Below are 14,704 nucleotides of genomic sequence, written 5' to 3' on the forward strand. Positions count from 1 at the left end.
AAACAGTCATTGAGAATCTATCTCAATTAACTGAAAAAGGAGAAGAATTATGAAGAAATATTTTAGTTTTATCGTGTTGCTGTTAATGTCTTTTGCTCTTGGTGCATGCAGTTCAGAAGAAGCTTCAGATGATACCTCTTCCGCTGGAGGAACTGTTACATATGAGTCTGAGTCCGGTCCTGTAGAAGTTCCTGAAAATCCGGAACGCATTGTTGCTTTATCATATGCTCCAAACTTACATGCTCTCGATATTGAAATGGCCGGTGTCGACCAGTGGTCGAAAGCAAATCCGTTATTTGAAGAAGATCTGGCAGATGCTGCACAGGTCACAGAAGCTGAACCTGAAAGTATCTTAGCTGAAGATCCCGATTTAATTATTGCAGGTGCTAATATGGAAAATCTGGACGAGCTTGAGAAAATCGCGCCCACTGTCACTTATACATGGGGTAAATTAAATTACCTGGAACAGCAGATTGAGATTGGGAAACTTGTCGGCAAAGAAGATGAGGCACGTGAATGGGCTCAGGACTTTGAAACACGTGCCAAAGCAATTGGCGACCAGATTAAAGAAAAACACGGAGAAGATATGACTGTTACTGTAATTGAAACAGACGGCAAAGGGTTTTATCTGTTTGGAGAAGCTTGGGGCAGAGGCACGGAGATTTTATATCAGGCCATGGATTTAAAGATGCCTGAAAACGTAAATGAAGCTGTATCTGCAGATGGATATTATGAAATATCTCAAGAAGTACTGGCTGAGTATGCAGGTGATTACATCGTCTTAAGCCGCGGCGAGGAAACAGATATGTCGTTTACTGAAAGTGAAGTATGGCAGTCAATTCCTGCTGTACAAAAAGGAAATGTCATTGAAATCAATACTGCTGCAACTAGCTACAGTGATCCAACAACCTTGGAATATCTTCTTGAAATCTATGAAGAAGGTTTAATGGAGTAAAAAAACAATTCGGTCCGAACCCGCTTATAGGTTTCGGACCGTATTTTCTAGTTTTAAACTTAATCTATTTTCTTCACAAATTCAGATTTCAGATTCATCTGACCGATACCCGGTATTTTACAATCAATGTCATGACCATCTTCCGGATCAACAAGTCTGATACCTTTAACTTTCGTTCCCTGCTTGATTACATTGGACGAACCTTTAATTTTTAAATTCTTAATTACCGTCACGGTATCTCCGTCATTCAAGACGTTGCCATTGGCATCTTTTACGAGTGCCACCAGCGCTTCTTCTTCCGCTGACTCAGGCGTCCACTCATGCGCGCACATTGGACAAATTAAGAGCGGCCCATCCTCGTATGTATATTCCGAATCGCAGCTCGGACAATTTGGTAATGATGTTGTCATTATAATCCCTCATATCACTGTATTAATTTAAAGATACCACATTTTTATATAAATAAAAGCCGGGGTTCAAATGAACTCCGACTTTCTTAATAATCATGCTTCTTTTACCTTCAGTACCTCATAGCCCAAATTCTCAATAACATTTTTCAGTTCTGCTGATGTTACTTTCTCCGGATCATATTCCGCTTTCGCTTTGCTCGCATTAAACAACAGTTTAGCGGATTCAACACCATCTGTTTTCGTCAGTGCACCTTCTATTTTCTTAATACATGTCGGACAGCTCAATGTTTCAAGTTGCATCGTTACTTTATTCATAATATATTCCTCCCGTTTTTTTGTTTTCCTTTTATCTTCTACCTTCATTATATTAGTAACCTGCCTATTTAAAATTGACCTGCATCAATTTTTACGGTTTAAATTTTATTAACCTCATCGCGTTGAGTATAACGATCAGCACACTCGCTTCATGGGCAAACATTCCTATAGCCAGGTTAACACCACCCATCAGCACTCCAACGAGGAGTAATGCTACTGTAACGAGTGCGATAATGATGTTTTGTTTCATGTTGCGCATCGTTCCTTTAGATAACGACAGTGCGTGTGCATACTGCGAAAGTTTATCCGCCATCAGCACTACGTCCGCTGTTTCCATCGAAATATCCGTACCACCTTTCCCCATAGCTAGTCCAACGTCTGCTGTTGCTATAGCCGGTGCATCATTAATTCCGTCTCCCGCCATAGAAATCATTCTGCCTTCTTCTTTAAGACGTTTCACATGCGTTACTTTATCCTCCGGCAACAGCTCAGCGTGTACTTCGTCAATACCGAGTTCAGCTGCGACTGCTGCTGCTGTATGACGGTTATCACCTGTCAGCATAACGACATGTTTAATCCCGTTGTTACGCATTGTTGCCAGAGCTTCTTTTGCATCGTCTCTGATTTTATCAGCAATAGATATTACTGCTGTTAGTTTCGAATCTACTGCTGCAAACACCGCAGTATTCCCTTTCTTTTCACGTTCAAGTGCGTAAGTTTCAATATCAGTCGGTATATCGATGCCGTTTTCTCTTAACAATTTTCTGTTCCCTGCAACGATTGAATGATCACTTATAGTACCTTCAATCCCCTGGCCTTTAACACCGGATGCTTGCTCCATTATATAAGCTGAAAGATCCGACGTTTTTTCTGCATACTCGACTATTGCTCTCCCAAGATGATGTTCAGATGCCGTTTCAAGTTTTCCTATCAAACCTGTAAGTTCCATTTCATCTCCAGCAAACACTTTAAAATCTGTTACTTCCGGACGTCCTTTCGTCAATGTACCTGTTTTATCAAAAACCAGTGTATCGACTTTAGACAGTTTTTCAATAACTTCTCCACCTTTAATAAGTGAGCCGTTTTTCGCGCCGTTTCCTATACCAGCAACGTTTGAGACCGGTGCACCGATAACAAGAGCTCCCGGACATGCAATCACAAGGAAGGTAATTGCAAGGTGAAGATCTTTCGTAATGACCCAGACGATTATCGAAAGTATTAAAACTCCGGGAGTATAGTACTGAGCGAATCTGTCGAGAAACCGTTCTGCATTTGATTTACTATCCTGTGCTTCTTCAACAAGTTCTATAATTTTTGAAAACGTCGTATCGTCTCCTACTTTTTCCGCTGTTATTTCCAAGTACCCAGAGTCCAGAATCGTGCCGCTTAAAACCTGGTCACCAGTAATTTTCGATACTGGAATTGATTCACCACTCACAGCTGCTTCATTAACTTCTGCTTCGCCGCTCATCACTTTGCCATCTACCGGAATCATTCCGCCCGGAAGTATTGCTATTTTGTCACCGATTTCTACATCATATACATCTATTAATTTCCGGCTGCCATCAGTAAGTATTAAATTAGCTTCCTGCGGTGCCATCTCAGTCAATTCTTTAATTGAAGAACGGGTTCTTTCAAGAGTTCTCGCTTCTAAGTAACTACCAAACAGAAATAAAAATGTAACGATTGAAGACTCGACATATTCTCCAATAAATAACGCTCCAATAACGGCGATAGTTACCAGTAATTCAATACTGAACAGCTTCATCCGTGCTGCCTGATAAGCCTTAATACCGATCGGCAGCACAGCGATAACCGTTGCGCCGATTAAGGCAGTATTTCCTGCATCAGTATTGCCTGAAAATCTTAATATAAGACCCGCTGCGATTAAAATAAATGCAAGAAGAGTAATCTTGTTTTCCTGTTTAAATATAAACCTGATCATTGTAAATCTCCTTCCCTCTTTTATAATATTTTCCGACGTCTATTCATTTATAATGTTACAGGCTTTAGTACTAATAGAAATTGACCGGGGTCAAGAATACAAAAAAGTTCCCGTTTCCGGGAACTTTCTACTTAATTTATCTATTTTAAAATATCGTAGGATTTATTATTAATTTTCTTAATGACACTTTCATTTTCCAGCTTCTTAAACGTTCTAGTCAGTGTCTCAGGCTGCATACTTAAATATGAAGCGAGATTTTTTTTAGTCATCGTCAAGACCAGTTTATCGTTCTTTGTATGTGTACGAATATACTCGATTAATTTTTCTCTACTGTTTAATAGGGAAATATTTGTAGTCAGAGATTCTGAATCATTCAATCTTTCTGCAAAACTCTCGATGATTTTAATACTGATATTCGGATATTTCTGCATCAGTCCGTATATATCCTCACGGTTAATACGGCATACTTCTGCATCTTCCAGCACCTCTGCATAGGATTTACTCTCTTCATCAGCACTAAAAAGGGAAAGCTCGCCTGTGAAGTCACTGTGAGTCAGCACTCTGATTAACTGCTCCTCCCCGTTGTCATTTAAACGGTAAATCCGCACTTTACCTTTATGTATGACAAATAGTGAAGACGATCGGTCACCGGCCATAAAAAGATACTCGCCTTTTTTCATACTCTGATGATTAATTCTCTGAAACACTTCTTCCAGTTCATCCAATTCCAGATGGCTGAAAATCGGAACTCTGCTGACGCACCGTTCATGCCCCTTTAATTCCATGTTACTTCCCCCTCCAAAGTGATTAATCTGATTGCTTCGATTATATCACGGGAAAATTAATAATATATAAAATCAAAATCCATGTTAAAATTGATGCTGATTACGAGATGATAGGGGATACTTATGGCAAAACTCTACTACCGCTATGGCACAATGCAAAGTAACAAAAGCAACCAGATTATTACGACACACCATCAATACACGACCCAGGGGAAACGCTGCTTGGCATATACGACACCTATTGATTCAAGAAGCGGACATAAAAAAATTAAATCCAGAGTTGGTCTTGAACTTGACGCTGAATATATAACAGATGATATTTTCGACAAAGTAAAACAGGAACATGATAAACAGGAAGTACATGTTGTTCTCGTCGATGAAGCCCAGTTTTTATCGAAGAAAGATATTCATAACTTGAGCGACATTCCGGATCACCTGGGTATTCCTGTTATTGCCTTTGGTTTAAAAACAGATTTTAGAAATGAACTATTCGAAGGCAGCCGTATATTACTTGAACTTGCTGATGCTATCGACGAACTGAAAACAGTTTGCCAGTACTGCAATAAAAAAGCGACTCTTAATATGAGGCTCCATAACGGAAATCCAATTAACGTTGGAGAATCTATTCAGATTGGCGACGAAGAATATGTTCCTGTTTGCCGAAAGTGCTATAAAGAACGTCTTGAACTGATCTAGTAAAATTATATAATGTTTCCCGTGAAACTAAAGCACTTCTACTAGAAATCAAACAAGGAGTAACGCTATGCGTTACTCCTTGTTTGATGTTAATAACGCTGATATAACGTGCTACCTTTCTGTTAATGTTACCTCTGGCACATATCTCAAGTTCACAATATCTCCATCTTCAAAGGACATCGTAAACTCAGTCATGCCACCATATTTTGCATTCCCCAGTATATGTCGCGATTTATTATAATCAGGATGTGATGACACCTCAAGCGATCCTGTTTCTTCAGTTTCAGGCACACTCACATCATATACACCTGCAGGGAAATCTTCACCGGCTACCCACTGACCAGGAAAAATTGTTTCCACAGATACTGTTTCATACGGAGTGAATGTTGCTTGCTCAAAATTAGCTATCTCAACTGAATATCCTTCGTCAAGAAATCCAACGATTTTAGTCGTCTGACCTTCAGGACTATCCGACTCTCCTGCTAACGTTTCATTGAAGCCTCCGCGATTTTCTTCGTTCTTAACATATATATTGCCGTATCCTGAGTCTGCTGTAATGACATAGCGGCCAGGCTCGATATCTTTACCGACTTCATGCATGCCTTCATCGAGTGTAACTTCCTCACCTTGATTCATTAAGTGACTGTAGTCCAAAGTTTCAATATCTTCAGTGTCACCAGCAGTATCATTATCTGCTTCGTTATTGCTTTCGCTATCGGTATTGTTCTCAGTTTCCTCCTCAGGATCAGTGCTTTCTTCACTTGTGTTCGTGCTGTCTGCACCCAGCCAGCTGTTAATTTCATCAGCAAGCTCATCAAAAGGGTTAGTGTTACTGCACGCACTTAATATAATAGAACTAATAAATAATACAGATAGTAATTTAAGTTTTCTCATTCATTTTCACTCCATTCACAAATTCGTAACATTTTCTTAATTATAAAATTTAAGCGAACGAATAGCAAACTGATATATTTAGTAACTAATTACTTATTCTTTGCTATACTGTTGGAAAATACTTTGGAGGCGATCTTATGATTAAACCTAGTAAATTACAGCCTGGTGATACAGTTGCACTCGTGTCTTTATCGAGCGGACTCGCAGGTGAAGAAGATATAAGATGGAGAACTGAACAGGGGATCGAGCGGCTGGAGAGTATTTTCGGCTTAACAGTAAAAGTAATGCCTCATGCCTTGAAGGGTCTTGATTACGTTTATAACCATCCTGAGAAAAGAGCAGAGGATTTAAATGAAGCTCTAAGAGATCACTCTGTTAAGGCAATTATCTGTGCAATCGGCGGTAATGAAACAGTGCGTATCTTGCCATTTGTAGACACCGATGCATTGCAAAATAATCCGAAAATATTCACAGGTTATTCCGATACAACAGCGAACCATTTATTCTTTTATAAGCACGGTATATCGACGAGTTACGGTCCTGCTCTATTAACCGATTTCGCTGAAAATATCGCCATGGATGAGTATACTGTGAACTCAATTGAGAAAACATGGTTTTCAGCTGAACCGATTGGTGAAATTAAGACTTCTCCGCATATTAGAAAAATCGGACTCAGCTGGGATTCCGAAAACAAAAGTACCGAACGTCCAAAAGACAATAATCCTGGCTATGAAAGTATCGGCGCTTCTGGTAAAGGCCGCGGTCATTTACTCGGCGGCTGTCTGGAAGTCTTTAATAATTTACGCGGCACAAAATATTTCCCTGAATTAAGTGATTTTAAAGATGCGATATTATTCTTTGAAACCTCTGAATGTTATCTTGATCCAGAAATATTTGAAGATTATTTACGTGCTATGTCTGTTATCGGTATATTTGAGCATATTAACGGCATAGTTATCGGACGTCCTCAGGATGGCCGCTATTACACTGAATATAAAGAATCATGGCGACGTATACTCACCGAAGCTGGACGAAGTGACCTGCCGGTGCTGTATAACGGCAGCTTCGGTCATAATGAACCGAAATCCATTATTCCATACGGTCTCGAGGCTGAAATAGATACGGAGAATCTCACCTTTAAAATATTGGAAAGTGCAGTAAAAGATTAAAAATCCGAAGAGGAGTCTCTTCGGATTTTTCACATTAAATGAGATAAGAATGCTGTTGCAATTCCAAAATAAATTATTAAAGAAAGTATATCATTAATTGTTGTGATTAAAGGTCCTGATGCTACAGCAGGGTCGACATTCAGATGATTCAGCACAAGCGGTATAATCGTTCCTGCCAGTGTCCCGATAATCAAAGTGCATAGCAGCGATGTGCCAATGACCAAACCTAAAATCGCGCTGCCCTGCCAAAGGTAGGCAATAACAAAAATGAGTGCTCCGCAAGTCAGTCCGATAATTATACCGACCCTTAATTCTCTATACAAAAGCTTCAGCACCTGCTTTGTATTTACGCGTTCCTTTGTCAGCCCTCTGATAACGACAGCAAGTGACTGGGTCCCTGTATTACCGGTCATTCCCGCAACCATCGGCATGAAAAAGGCCAGCGCCACAACTTGTTCAAGCGTTTCTTCAAAACTTGCAATAATGCTTCCTGATACTATGCCGATAAAAAGCAGGAGTATTAACCACGCCAGCCTTCTTTTCGCTGCAGTAAAAGGTTTCGTGTTAAAATCAATTGCCTTTCCTGAAGCAGAAAATTTTTCAATATCTTCTTCAGCTTCCTGATAAACGACATCTAAAATATCATCCACCGTAACAATTCCCAGTAGTTTTTCCTCTTCATCAACGACCGGAATCGTCACAAAATCATAACGCTGAATTATTCTCGCAACTTCCTCCTGATCCATCATTGCATCTACTGTAACGACACGCGTTTTCATAATATCTTCTATTTTTTGAGATAAATCAGCGAGCAGCAGGTCTCTGTAAGAGACGACTCCGACCAGTTTTTTATCATTATCGATAACATGGAGATAGTTGAGATACTCTGCCAGCTCCGCAAAATGTTTCAGCTTGTCCACCGCTTCACGAACCGTGTAGGATTTGTTTATCCACACCATCTGGTTATTCATTATCCTGCCGGCTGTTTCCGGAGGGAATTCCATCAAAGTCTCTATATCTTGAGAAAATTCCTCATCGGTATCTGACAGGAGTTCGGTTGCTTTCTTTTCACCGAGGTTGCTGAGCATTTCAATTAAATCATCATTATTCATCTGAGTGATGACCAGCGTTCCGGTATGCGGACTAATCATATCTATGACCCTGCGCTGATTACCACCGTCCAGTTCTGATAGTATATCTGCCAGCTGATGAACCGATATAAATTCTAAAAATAAATTTTGTTCTTCTGATGACAACTCCAAAAATACCCGGGTCAAATCATATTTTTGTAAATCTTTAATATTTTCCTGAAACGCATGTTCATCTTTCTGGTCCAGTGTATATGTTACGCTGTGAGCAATCTGATGTAAGTTTTGAACCATATATTTACGCCTCCTCAGCTACAGCAGCAGGTTCTTATTTTCCAATCGCTGTGAAATTACCTGAACAATAAACGCATCATCTAAAAGACCAATAGGCAGCAGATAGTCTGGCAGCAGATCTGTCGTTACGATAAAATAAAGCAGGGCTGCCCCAATTAATATTTGATCTCTAGGGTGACCGTTCCCCTGTAGAAAATGACAGTACATTGCCTTCAGCTGATCTATATATTTGCCGATGCCCGATGTTTTTTCCATCTTAGCTTTAAATTCTTTACGTATTTTTTCTTTACCCGATATTGTTTGACTCCGTTTTTTAAAAACTTCGATTTCCTGATTGACGCGTTCGTAAGTAATTTCTTCATCCGTTCCACCCAGTTCATGAACTACTTTTTGTACTGCTTTCCACGTCTGTTTAAGTTCATCACTTTCAGAATCCGTAAATCCTGCCATCTTTAATAACTGTTCCAGCTCTGTTCCGAAACTCTCTGAAAGTTTTTTTAAATGATTTAAATTTGCTATCCTTTTGCCATTTATAATTTTAGAAAGCGTTGCATGATCGATGTCCGTAAGTTTACTCAGTTCTCTTAATGAGAGACTGCGGCTTTTAATCTCATTTTTTAAAAAATTCTGCAGCTCTTTTTGATTATCCATAATATCATCACTCTTCTCTGTATAAGCATAATGAATGTTATTAGAATGATGACAAATTGTCAACAACATGTTAGATTAGATAAATCTATCGTAAACAAGAAAGAAGATTAGAAATGAAAAAAACTTTTAATATTACAGCATTTATTTTTTTAATAATATTTTTAATCATTGCAGCCGGAGTTATGACGGGCAGCAGGTGGGTAGAAAAGATTGACTTATCGTTAATCAGTCTTCTTCAGGCTAACGTTACAGAAACCGGAGCTTCTGTCATATCGATTTTGACTAATATTGGCGGAGTAGAAGAAATTATTATCTTTACTCTTGCCGCTGTTATCATCTTGTTCATCAGAAAAATGTATGTTGCAGGCTTTTGGTTCGGATTGACAGTGTTTGTGAGTCCGGGAGTTCTCGTCAGCATCATAAAATTAATCGTTGACCGCGACCGCCCGGATTTTTTAAGGCTCGCTTTTGAATCGTCTCAAAGCTTCCCAAGCGGCCATTCGACCGCATCTACTGTATTTTATGGTCTGATAGCTGTCAGTCTTATATTGTTAATCCATACGTTATGGAAAAGAGTTCTGATTGGTATTCTGGCGTTTGCTCTCATCTCGTTTGTGATGGCTTCAAGAATATATCTTGGAGTCCATTTTCCAACAGACGTTCTAGCCGGCTTCTCTTTCGGTACTGCCAGTGTGCTTTTCTCACTCGTTTTATACCAGTCTGTCAGAACAAAATTTCAAGCATGGCTGTCCAGTAAAAATATACAAGATAAAAGCCCCTCCCTCTTTCAATAAAAAAAGCACTGCCGATTACGGCAATGCTTTTTTACTGTCTTATTCAGGGAATGTTACATTTTCAATTCTGACGATTCCCACCGGATCAAGTCCAACACCTTCTACAAGTGTATTGTTAACCCCTATACCGAGCTCACCGTAATACAGCGGTGTAATCGGCAGATCTTCCATTAGTATTTCCTGTGCAGTGGCATATGCTGCAATACGTTCTTCATCACCGGAAGTCTGCTGCCCTTCTTCAAGATAACTGTCGAGTTCCGGATTAGAGTAGTTCCAGCGGTTGCCCGACCCTACAGAGTCCGTGTGGAACATCGGATACAGGCCGTAGTTTGGATCCCCCGTAACTGTAATCCACTGAAGCATGAACATATCATGATCACCCTGGTTTGCCATTTCTAAAAAGGCCCCGTGTTCATATTGTTCAATTTCAACATTGATACCAAGTTCACTTAATGACTCCTGAATAATCAGAGCAATATCTCTGTTCTGTTCGGAATCAGAAGTCCAAATCACAGTATCAAAACCGTCAGGCACACTGGATTCAGCCATATAGTCTTTAGCTAATTCAAGATCAAACGGTACTTCTTCCATATCAGCATTGTGTGCAAATACTGAGGGTGAAATATGGTTCTTCGCATGAAGCCCCCGGTCATTTAATACACCGCTGATAATCTGCTCTCTGTCAATCGCATGAGAAATTGCTTTTCTGACATTTTCATCATCAAACGGCTCTTTCTCGTAGTTGAATGCAACATAGGTCATGGATAAGCCATCCTGGTCGATAATATCTGTCTCTTCATGATCCCGAACGCGGTCCATCGCTTCTGTATCAACGTTATCAGTAACGCCGATACCGCCGGTTTCAAGCTCGGCAAGACGTGCTGAGTTCTCAGGAATAACACGGTATGTCACAGTATTGAACTCACGGTCTCCGCCGTGGAAATCTTCAAATTTCTCAAGTACGATTTCATTACCCGGTATACGTTCCTGCAACTTCAAATGTCCTGTACCGTCAGGTTTCTCGGAAATTATTGCACCGACATGAGAACCGATTTCTTCAGACACCGCTTCGAACTCATCTCCGCCTTCTTCACGCAGTTCGTAATATTCTTCGAGCGTAACGTCAGAGCCTGCTTCATTTAAAGCATTCTGATAATCTTCATCAATGACTTCCTTGCTTAAGATTCCCGCTGTATTATGCGCCAAATGACTCGGCAGCGGTGTAAATGGATAATCCGTCGTAAAGACAATTTCATGATCATTTACAATTTCAATATCGTTAATCATTTCAAACATAAAAGCAACGGATGAACCGACCGAAGGATCCATTACACGGTCGAGGGTTGCTTCAACATCTTCTGCAGTAAAATCTGAGCCGTTATGGAAGGTAACATCTTCTTTCAACTGAAGAGTCCATTGATCATCATCCTGTTCAAAAGATGTTGCAAGTCCTTCCCCAAATTCCATGTCGACATTCTGTTCTACCAGCGTGTCAAAAATCTGAGTACGCAGCTGAGCTGACGGAATATCATTCGATACGTGAGGATCCAGTGAAACTGCCTCATTAATCATTCCGATGACTAAATCCCCGCCGCCTGCTGCTGTTTCTGAATCCCCTTCAGCAGCTTCGTCCACGTCACTGTCGTCCGTACAGGCTGCCAAAACTAAAACTATCGTGAAAAGCATCAAAGACCAGAGCTTTTTCTGCATAAATTACTTCATCCCCTTTTATGTATACGCTTACAAATGAGTATACCTTTCGAAAGTTGAAATTTCAAATCATAATTTAAAAATTCTGTAAATTTATCTTATGATTCAGCTGCTGCTTTTATAAAAGCTCTGAATATTTTCTTCGAAGATTCATCTTTTAAATAACTGCCCTCCGGATGCCACTGCACCCCAAGCACAAACTTATGTTCGCTGCTTTCAACCGCTTCTATAATACCGTCTTCCGCCATAGCGGAAACCGTCAGACTATCCGCGGCAGATTTATTCGCCTGGTGATGAAAACTGTTTGTTCTGATTTTTGTTTCTCCAAGTATTGCATGCAATTTTGTACCTTCTGCAACAGATATATTATGCGATAAGTAATCTTTCACTGCATCCTGATTATGCTTTATCGTACTGTCTCCGTGCTGAGAATATATATCCTGATACATTGTGCCGCCCTGCTGCACATTCAGTATTTGCGCACCCCGGCATATACCAAGAATAGGCTTTCCTGCCTCAAGCGCATATTCTATCAGCTTCATTTCGTATAAATCCCGCCCCGGTTCTATAGCACCCATTTTCTGATGTGGACTTTCGCCGAAAAAAGCCGGTTCAATATCATCTCCGCCTGAAAGCAGCAGCCCATCGATACTTTCAATCTGTCTTTTAATTAATGATTCATTTTCTACTTTAGCCAGTATGACCGGAGCCCCGCCTTCACCTGCTATCGCTGTGCTGTATGTTTCCGGCAGTCTGAGACCATCACTGCTGATAAAAGTCGTGACCCCAATAATTGGTGATGTCATATGTTCTTTCCCCCTGTATTAATATTTACTTTAGATACTATCAGAACATATTAAATTTACTACCCTTAAAAAAGAAGCAGCCCTTAAACTCTGGCTGCTTCCACAAATTTGTTTATTATATTTTTTGAGGCATCATCGGTATGATAACGATCCTCCGGATGCCACTGAAGACCGATTAAAAAGCCTGGTTCCTTACTCTCTATGGCTTCGACAATTCCGTCATTAGTTCTTGCAGCCACTTTAAAGTTGTCTGCGACTTTATTAACAGCCTGGTGATGATTACTGATTGTAAAAATTTCAGCCTCTCCGACTATTTCACGCATTTTTGTTCCTTCCTGAATATTTACTTTGTGTGTAAAATGCTCCTGCTTATCATGTCTCTGGTGTTTAATTAAATCGGCATCAATCTGTTTGTAAATATCCTGATAAACAGTACCGCCGCCATGAACGTTCAGCATATGAGAACCCCGGCATATACCTAGAATCGGAATGCCGCGCTCCAAAGCGTAATCAATCAGTTTCAGCTCATATTTATCCCGGTCAGGCTCGACGTTAGCAAGGCTCTGATGAGGATCTTCTCCGTAAAGTGCAGGATCAACATCGTCACCGCCTGTTAAAAGCAAGGCATCGATGTTCATAACCTGTTCCCTGATTAATTCTTCATTTTCAATTTCAGGGAGCAGCATAGGAATACCCTCTTCTTCACTGATTACATCTATAAAATTCTTTGGTACTTCTTGATTATTCTTACCAATAAATGTTGTGATTCCTATTACTGGATGCTTCATATCTATTGCTCCTTCGTTATTGAACTTTAACATACTCTCTATATATAGCCGCTTTTAATGCTTTTCAATCATTTGCAATTTTAAAGAGATGAAATCTCTAACATTATTTCTTTATATATAAACAGAGCGCACACCTTTAAGGGTATGCGCTCTAAATATTTTAAGTTTACTGATTCAGCCACTCTTTTCCTACAATCAGAGCTTCCTGAGGCAATGTATGTCCGTTGACCCATACAGTCGTTACATCGGCGTTACGATCTTCAAATAATTTGATTACTCTCTCGCTCTCAGACTCTGGTACTATAGGATCTTCTTTACCTAATGACAGGAGTACTTTAACATCGCTGAAATCGTGTTTTCTTTCAAGGTCTGTTGGATATAACGGTGCAAACAACATTGCTTTTTTAAATTTATCTTCCTGCTGAAGCATCAGCTGGATTGCTATATTCGACCCGTTAGAAAATCCGACAAAGATGACATCTTCTAATTTAAAATCGTATTCCTGTGCTTTTTTCGCAATAAATTCATACAGTTCTTTGCCTCGGAATTCCAGATCTTCCCAATCATAATTACCTTCTCCCAGACGTCTAAAGTAACGGTTCATGCCGTTTTCTTTTACATTCCCGCGTATACTGAGAACGTTATATTCATGGTTTAAAGCGCTCGCGAGCGGCAGTAAGTCCGTCTCAGTACCGCCCGTTCCGTGAAGTAATACGAAGACCGGGGCTCCCTTTTTATTCTCATTATAAATATATTCCATATATATCGCTCCTAAAAGTTATTTTGGTCTGTCGATTGTAAACATTCTTCCGATTTCCGCATAGTCATTGCCGGCCAGTCTGCTGACTGCACCGAGTTCCGCAACGTCTATATAGCCTTTTTCCTCATCATAAACTGATTCATCCAGATGAAAATGTTCAATTTTTAAAAATAAAACATCCGCTGTCGGTTCATCTCCGTCATAAATTAGCTTTGTATCGTAAAGACTCGTTTCGAATCTCGCTTTCGCTTCTTTCAAGCCTGGCGGCCGAACCGATACAGATTTAACCGGTGTAAAGTCCGCATAATTTAATTCGCTGTCTTCAGGTGCGAGGTTTGCAGCTGTAATGTTAGCAAGCTCCACATTAGATATATCGACAACATGAACTACCGCTTCTTTTCCAGCTGTAATATTTCTCGCTGTGTCTTTCTGCTTGCCGTTCGTTCTTTGCACGGCAATCGACAGTATCGCCGGCTTATAAGTGACGATATTGAAATAGCTGAAGGGGGCTATATTAACTACACCCTCTTCGGATTCCGTCGATACTAAAGCTATAGGTCTCGGCGCTACAGTCCCTATGAGTATTTTATTTTTCTCTTTAGTTGTTAAATCATTTTTTGAAAAACTGAACATGTTATATCGCC

General features: G+C 40.0%; 16 protein-coding genes. 4 read left to right on the plus strand and 12 right to left on the minus strand.

Features of this window, described 5'->3' with window-relative positions; genetic code table 11:
• Positions 1 to 49 precede the first annotated feature (49 nt).
• Positions 50 to 955, plus strand: a complete 906-nt coding sequence (locus DFR63_RS05610) for an iron-hydroxamate ABC transporter substrate-binding protein (RefSeq protein WP_115884961.1) — start codon at positions 50 to 52, stop codon at positions 953 to 955.
• A 59-nt stretch (positions 956 to 1,014) separates the two neighbouring features.
• On the opposite strand, the gene DFR63_RS05615 is transcribed toward DFR63_RS05610, so the two are convergent.
• The 4 genes from DFR63_RS05615 to DFR63_RS05630 form a co-directional block, all read right to left on the minus strand.
• Positions 1,015 to 1,365, minus strand: coding sequence for a zinc ribbon domain-containing protein YjdM (locus tag DFR63_RS05615; protein ID WP_115884962.1), 351 nt, complete (start codon positions 1,363 to 1,365; stop codon positions 1,015 to 1,017).
• Between the two features lie 93 nt (positions 1,366 to 1,458).
• Positions 1,459 to 1,680, minus strand: coding sequence for a heavy-metal-associated domain-containing protein (locus DFR63_RS05620; protein WP_115884963.1), 222 nt, complete (start codon positions 1,678 to 1,680; stop codon positions 1,459 to 1,461).
• Positions 1,681 to 1,771: 91 nt separating this feature from the next.
• Positions 1,772 to 3,625, minus strand: a complete 1,854-nt coding sequence (locus DFR63_RS05625) for a heavy metal translocating P-type ATPase (RefSeq protein ID WP_115884964.1) — start codon at positions 3,623 to 3,625, stop codon at positions 1,772 to 1,774.
• Positions 3,626 to 3,765: 140 nt separating this feature from the next.
• The gene (locus DFR63_RS05630) at positions 3,766 to 4,410 is read right to left on the minus strand and encodes a Crp/Fnr family transcriptional regulator (RefSeq protein WP_115884965.1); all 645 of its coding nucleotides are present in this window, start codon (positions 4,408 to 4,410) and stop codon (positions 3,766 to 3,768) included.
• Between the two features lie 123 nt (positions 4,411 to 4,533).
• On the opposite strand from DFR63_RS05630, the gene DFR63_RS05635 reads away from it, so the two are divergent.
• Positions 4,534 to 5,106 (plus strand): thymidine kinase, encoded by a 573-nt coding sequence (locus DFR63_RS05635; protein ID WP_092595880.1) that lies wholly within the window; start codon positions 4,534 to 4,536, stop codon positions 5,104 to 5,106.
• 111 nt (positions 5,107 to 5,217) lie between these two features.
• On the opposite strand, the gene DFR63_RS05640 is transcribed toward DFR63_RS05635, so the two are convergent.
• Positions 5,218 to 6,000 (minus strand): hypothetical protein, encoded by a 783-nt coding sequence (locus DFR63_RS05640; RefSeq protein ID WP_115884966.1) that lies wholly within the window; start codon positions 5,998 to 6,000, stop codon positions 5,218 to 5,220.
• A 137-nt stretch (positions 6,001 to 6,137) separates the two neighbouring features.
• On the opposite strand from DFR63_RS05640, the gene DFR63_RS05645 reads away from it, so the two are divergent.
• Complete coding sequence (locus DFR63_RS05645; RefSeq protein ID WP_115884967.1) at positions 6,138 to 7,169, plus strand: S66 family peptidase; 1,032 nt, start codon at positions 6,138 to 6,140, stop codon at positions 7,167 to 7,169.
• A 29-nt stretch (positions 7,170 to 7,198) separates the two neighbouring features.
• On the opposite strand, the gene mgtE is transcribed toward DFR63_RS05645, so the two are convergent.
• Together mgtE and DFR63_RS05655 are read right to left on the minus strand one after the other, a co-directional pair.
• Positions 7,199 to 8,551 carry a magnesium transporter gene (gene mgtE, locus DFR63_RS05650; RefSeq protein WP_115884968.1) on the minus strand — a complete coding sequence of 451 codons (1,353 nt, stop codon included), beginning with the start codon at positions 8,549 to 8,551 and terminating at the stop codon, positions 7,199 to 7,201.
• Positions 8,552 to 8,569: 18 nt separating this feature from the next.
• Positions 8,570 to 9,202 carry a helix-turn-helix domain-containing protein gene (locus DFR63_RS05655; RefSeq protein WP_162842293.1) on the minus strand — a complete coding sequence of 211 codons (633 nt, stop codon included), beginning with the start codon at positions 9,200 to 9,202 and terminating at the stop codon, positions 8,570 to 8,572.
• A 113-nt stretch (positions 9,203 to 9,315) separates the two neighbouring features.
• Here DFR63_RS05655 and DFR63_RS05660 point away from each other — a divergent pair, with 113 nt between their 5' ends.
• Entirely contained in the window at positions 9,316 to 9,996 is a 681-nt protein-coding gene (locus DFR63_RS05660) for a phosphatase PAP2 family protein (RefSeq protein WP_092595890.1), read from the plus strand.
• Positions 9,997 to 10,035: 39 nt separating this feature from the next.
• On the opposite strand, the gene DFR63_RS05665 is transcribed toward DFR63_RS05660, so the two are convergent.
• The 5 genes from DFR63_RS05665 to DFR63_RS05685 form a co-directional block, all read right to left on the minus strand.
• Positions 10,036 to 11,706: an ABC transporter substrate-binding protein gene (locus DFR63_RS05665; RefSeq protein WP_115884970.1), complete on the minus strand. Its 1,671-nt coding sequence runs from the start codon at positions 11,704 to 11,706 to the stop codon at positions 10,036 to 10,038.
• A gap of 98 nt (positions 11,707 to 11,804) precedes the next feature.
• Positions 11,805 to 12,512, minus strand: a complete 708-nt coding sequence (locus DFR63_RS05670) for a gamma-glutamyl-gamma-aminobutyrate hydrolase family protein (RefSeq protein ID WP_115884971.1) — start codon at positions 12,510 to 12,512, stop codon at positions 11,805 to 11,807.
• 83 nt (positions 12,513 to 12,595) lie between these two features.
• A complete protein-coding gene (locus DFR63_RS05675) occupies positions 12,596 to 13,300 on the minus strand; it encodes a gamma-glutamyl-gamma-aminobutyrate hydrolase family protein (protein ID WP_162842294.1) in 705 nt (234 codons plus the stop codon).
• A 166-nt stretch (positions 13,301 to 13,466) separates the two neighbouring features.
• Positions 13,467 to 14,060 (minus strand): alpha/beta hydrolase, encoded by a 594-nt coding sequence (locus tag DFR63_RS05680; RefSeq protein WP_115884973.1) that lies wholly within the window; start codon positions 14,058 to 14,060, stop codon positions 13,467 to 13,469.
• A gap of 18 nt (positions 14,061 to 14,078) precedes the next feature.
• Positions 14,079 to 14,693 carry a flavin reductase family protein gene (locus DFR63_RS05685; RefSeq protein WP_115884974.1) on the minus strand — a complete coding sequence of 205 codons (615 nt, stop codon included), beginning with the start codon at positions 14,691 to 14,693 and terminating at the stop codon, positions 14,079 to 14,081.
• Between the last annotated feature and the right edge of the window lie 11 nt (positions 14,694 to 14,704).

The sequence above is a fragment of the Jeotgalicoccus halotolerans genome (genome assembly GCF_003387165.1).
GTDB lineage: Bacteria > Bacillota > Bacilli > Staphylococcales > Salinicoccaceae > Jeotgalicoccus > Jeotgalicoccus halotolerans.

What these genes read in the sequence shown, in the direction of transcription:
- DFR63_RS05610 (WP_115884961.1), top strand. Translation starts at nt 50, where the DNA reads ATGAAGAAATATTTTAGTTTTATCGTGTTGCTGTTAATGTCTTTTGCT.
- DFR63_RS05615 (WP_115884962.1), bottom strand. Translation starts at nt 1,365, where the DNA reads ATGACAACATCATTACCAAATTGTCCGAGCTGCGATTCGGAATATACA.
- DFR63_RS05620 (WP_115884963.1), bottom strand. Translation starts at nt 1,680, where the DNA reads ATGAATAAAGTAACGATGCAACTTGAAACATTGAGCTGTCCGACATGT.
- DFR63_RS05625 (WP_115884964.1), bottom strand. Translation starts at nt 3,625, where the DNA reads ATGATCAGGTTTATATTTAAACAGGAAAACAAGATTACTCTTCTTGCA.
- DFR63_RS05630 (WP_115884965.1), bottom strand. Translation starts at nt 4,410, where the DNA reads ATGGAATTAAAGGGGCATGAACGGTGCGTCAGCAGAGTTCCGATTTTC.
- DFR63_RS05635 (WP_092595880.1), top strand. Translation starts at nt 4,534, where the DNA reads ATGGCAAAACTCTACTACCGCTATGGCACAATGCAAAGTAACAAAAGC.
- DFR63_RS05640 (WP_115884966.1), bottom strand. Translation starts at nt 6,000, where the DNA reads ATGAGAAAACTTAAATTACTATCTGTATTATTTATTAGTTCTATTATA.
- DFR63_RS05645 (WP_115884967.1), top strand. Translation starts at nt 6,138, where the DNA reads ATGATTAAACCTAGTAAATTACAGCCTGGTGATACAGTTGCACTCGTG.
- mgtE (WP_115884968.1), bottom strand. Translation starts at nt 8,551, where the DNA reads ATGGTTCAAAACTTACATCAGATTGCTCACAGCGTAACATATACACTG.
- DFR63_RS05655 (WP_162842293.1), bottom strand. Translation starts at nt 9,202, where the DNA reads ATGGATAATCAAAAAGAGCTGCAGAATTTTTTAAAAAATGAGATTAAA.
- DFR63_RS05660 (WP_092595890.1), top strand. Translation starts at nt 9,316, where the DNA reads ATGAAAAAAACTTTTAATATTACAGCATTTATTTTTTTAATAATATTT.
- DFR63_RS05665 (WP_115884970.1), bottom strand. Translation starts at nt 11,706, where the DNA reads ATGCAGAAAAAGCTCTGGTCTTTGATGCTTTTCACGATAGTTTTAGTT.
- DFR63_RS05670 (WP_115884971.1), bottom strand. Translation starts at nt 12,512, where the DNA reads ATGACATCACCAATTATTGGGGTCACGACTTTTATCAGCAGTGATGGT.
- DFR63_RS05675 (WP_162842294.1), bottom strand. Translation starts at nt 13,300, where the DNA reads ATGAAGCATCCAGTAATAGGAATCACAACATTTATTGGTAAGAATAAT.
- DFR63_RS05680 (WP_115884973.1), bottom strand. Translation starts at nt 14,060, where the DNA reads ATGGAATATATTTATAATGAGAATAAAAAGGGAGCCCCGGTCTTCGTA.
- DFR63_RS05685 (WP_115884974.1), bottom strand. Translation starts at nt 14,693, where the DNA reads ATGTTCAGTTTTTCAAAAAATGATTTAACAACTAAAGAGAAAAATAAA.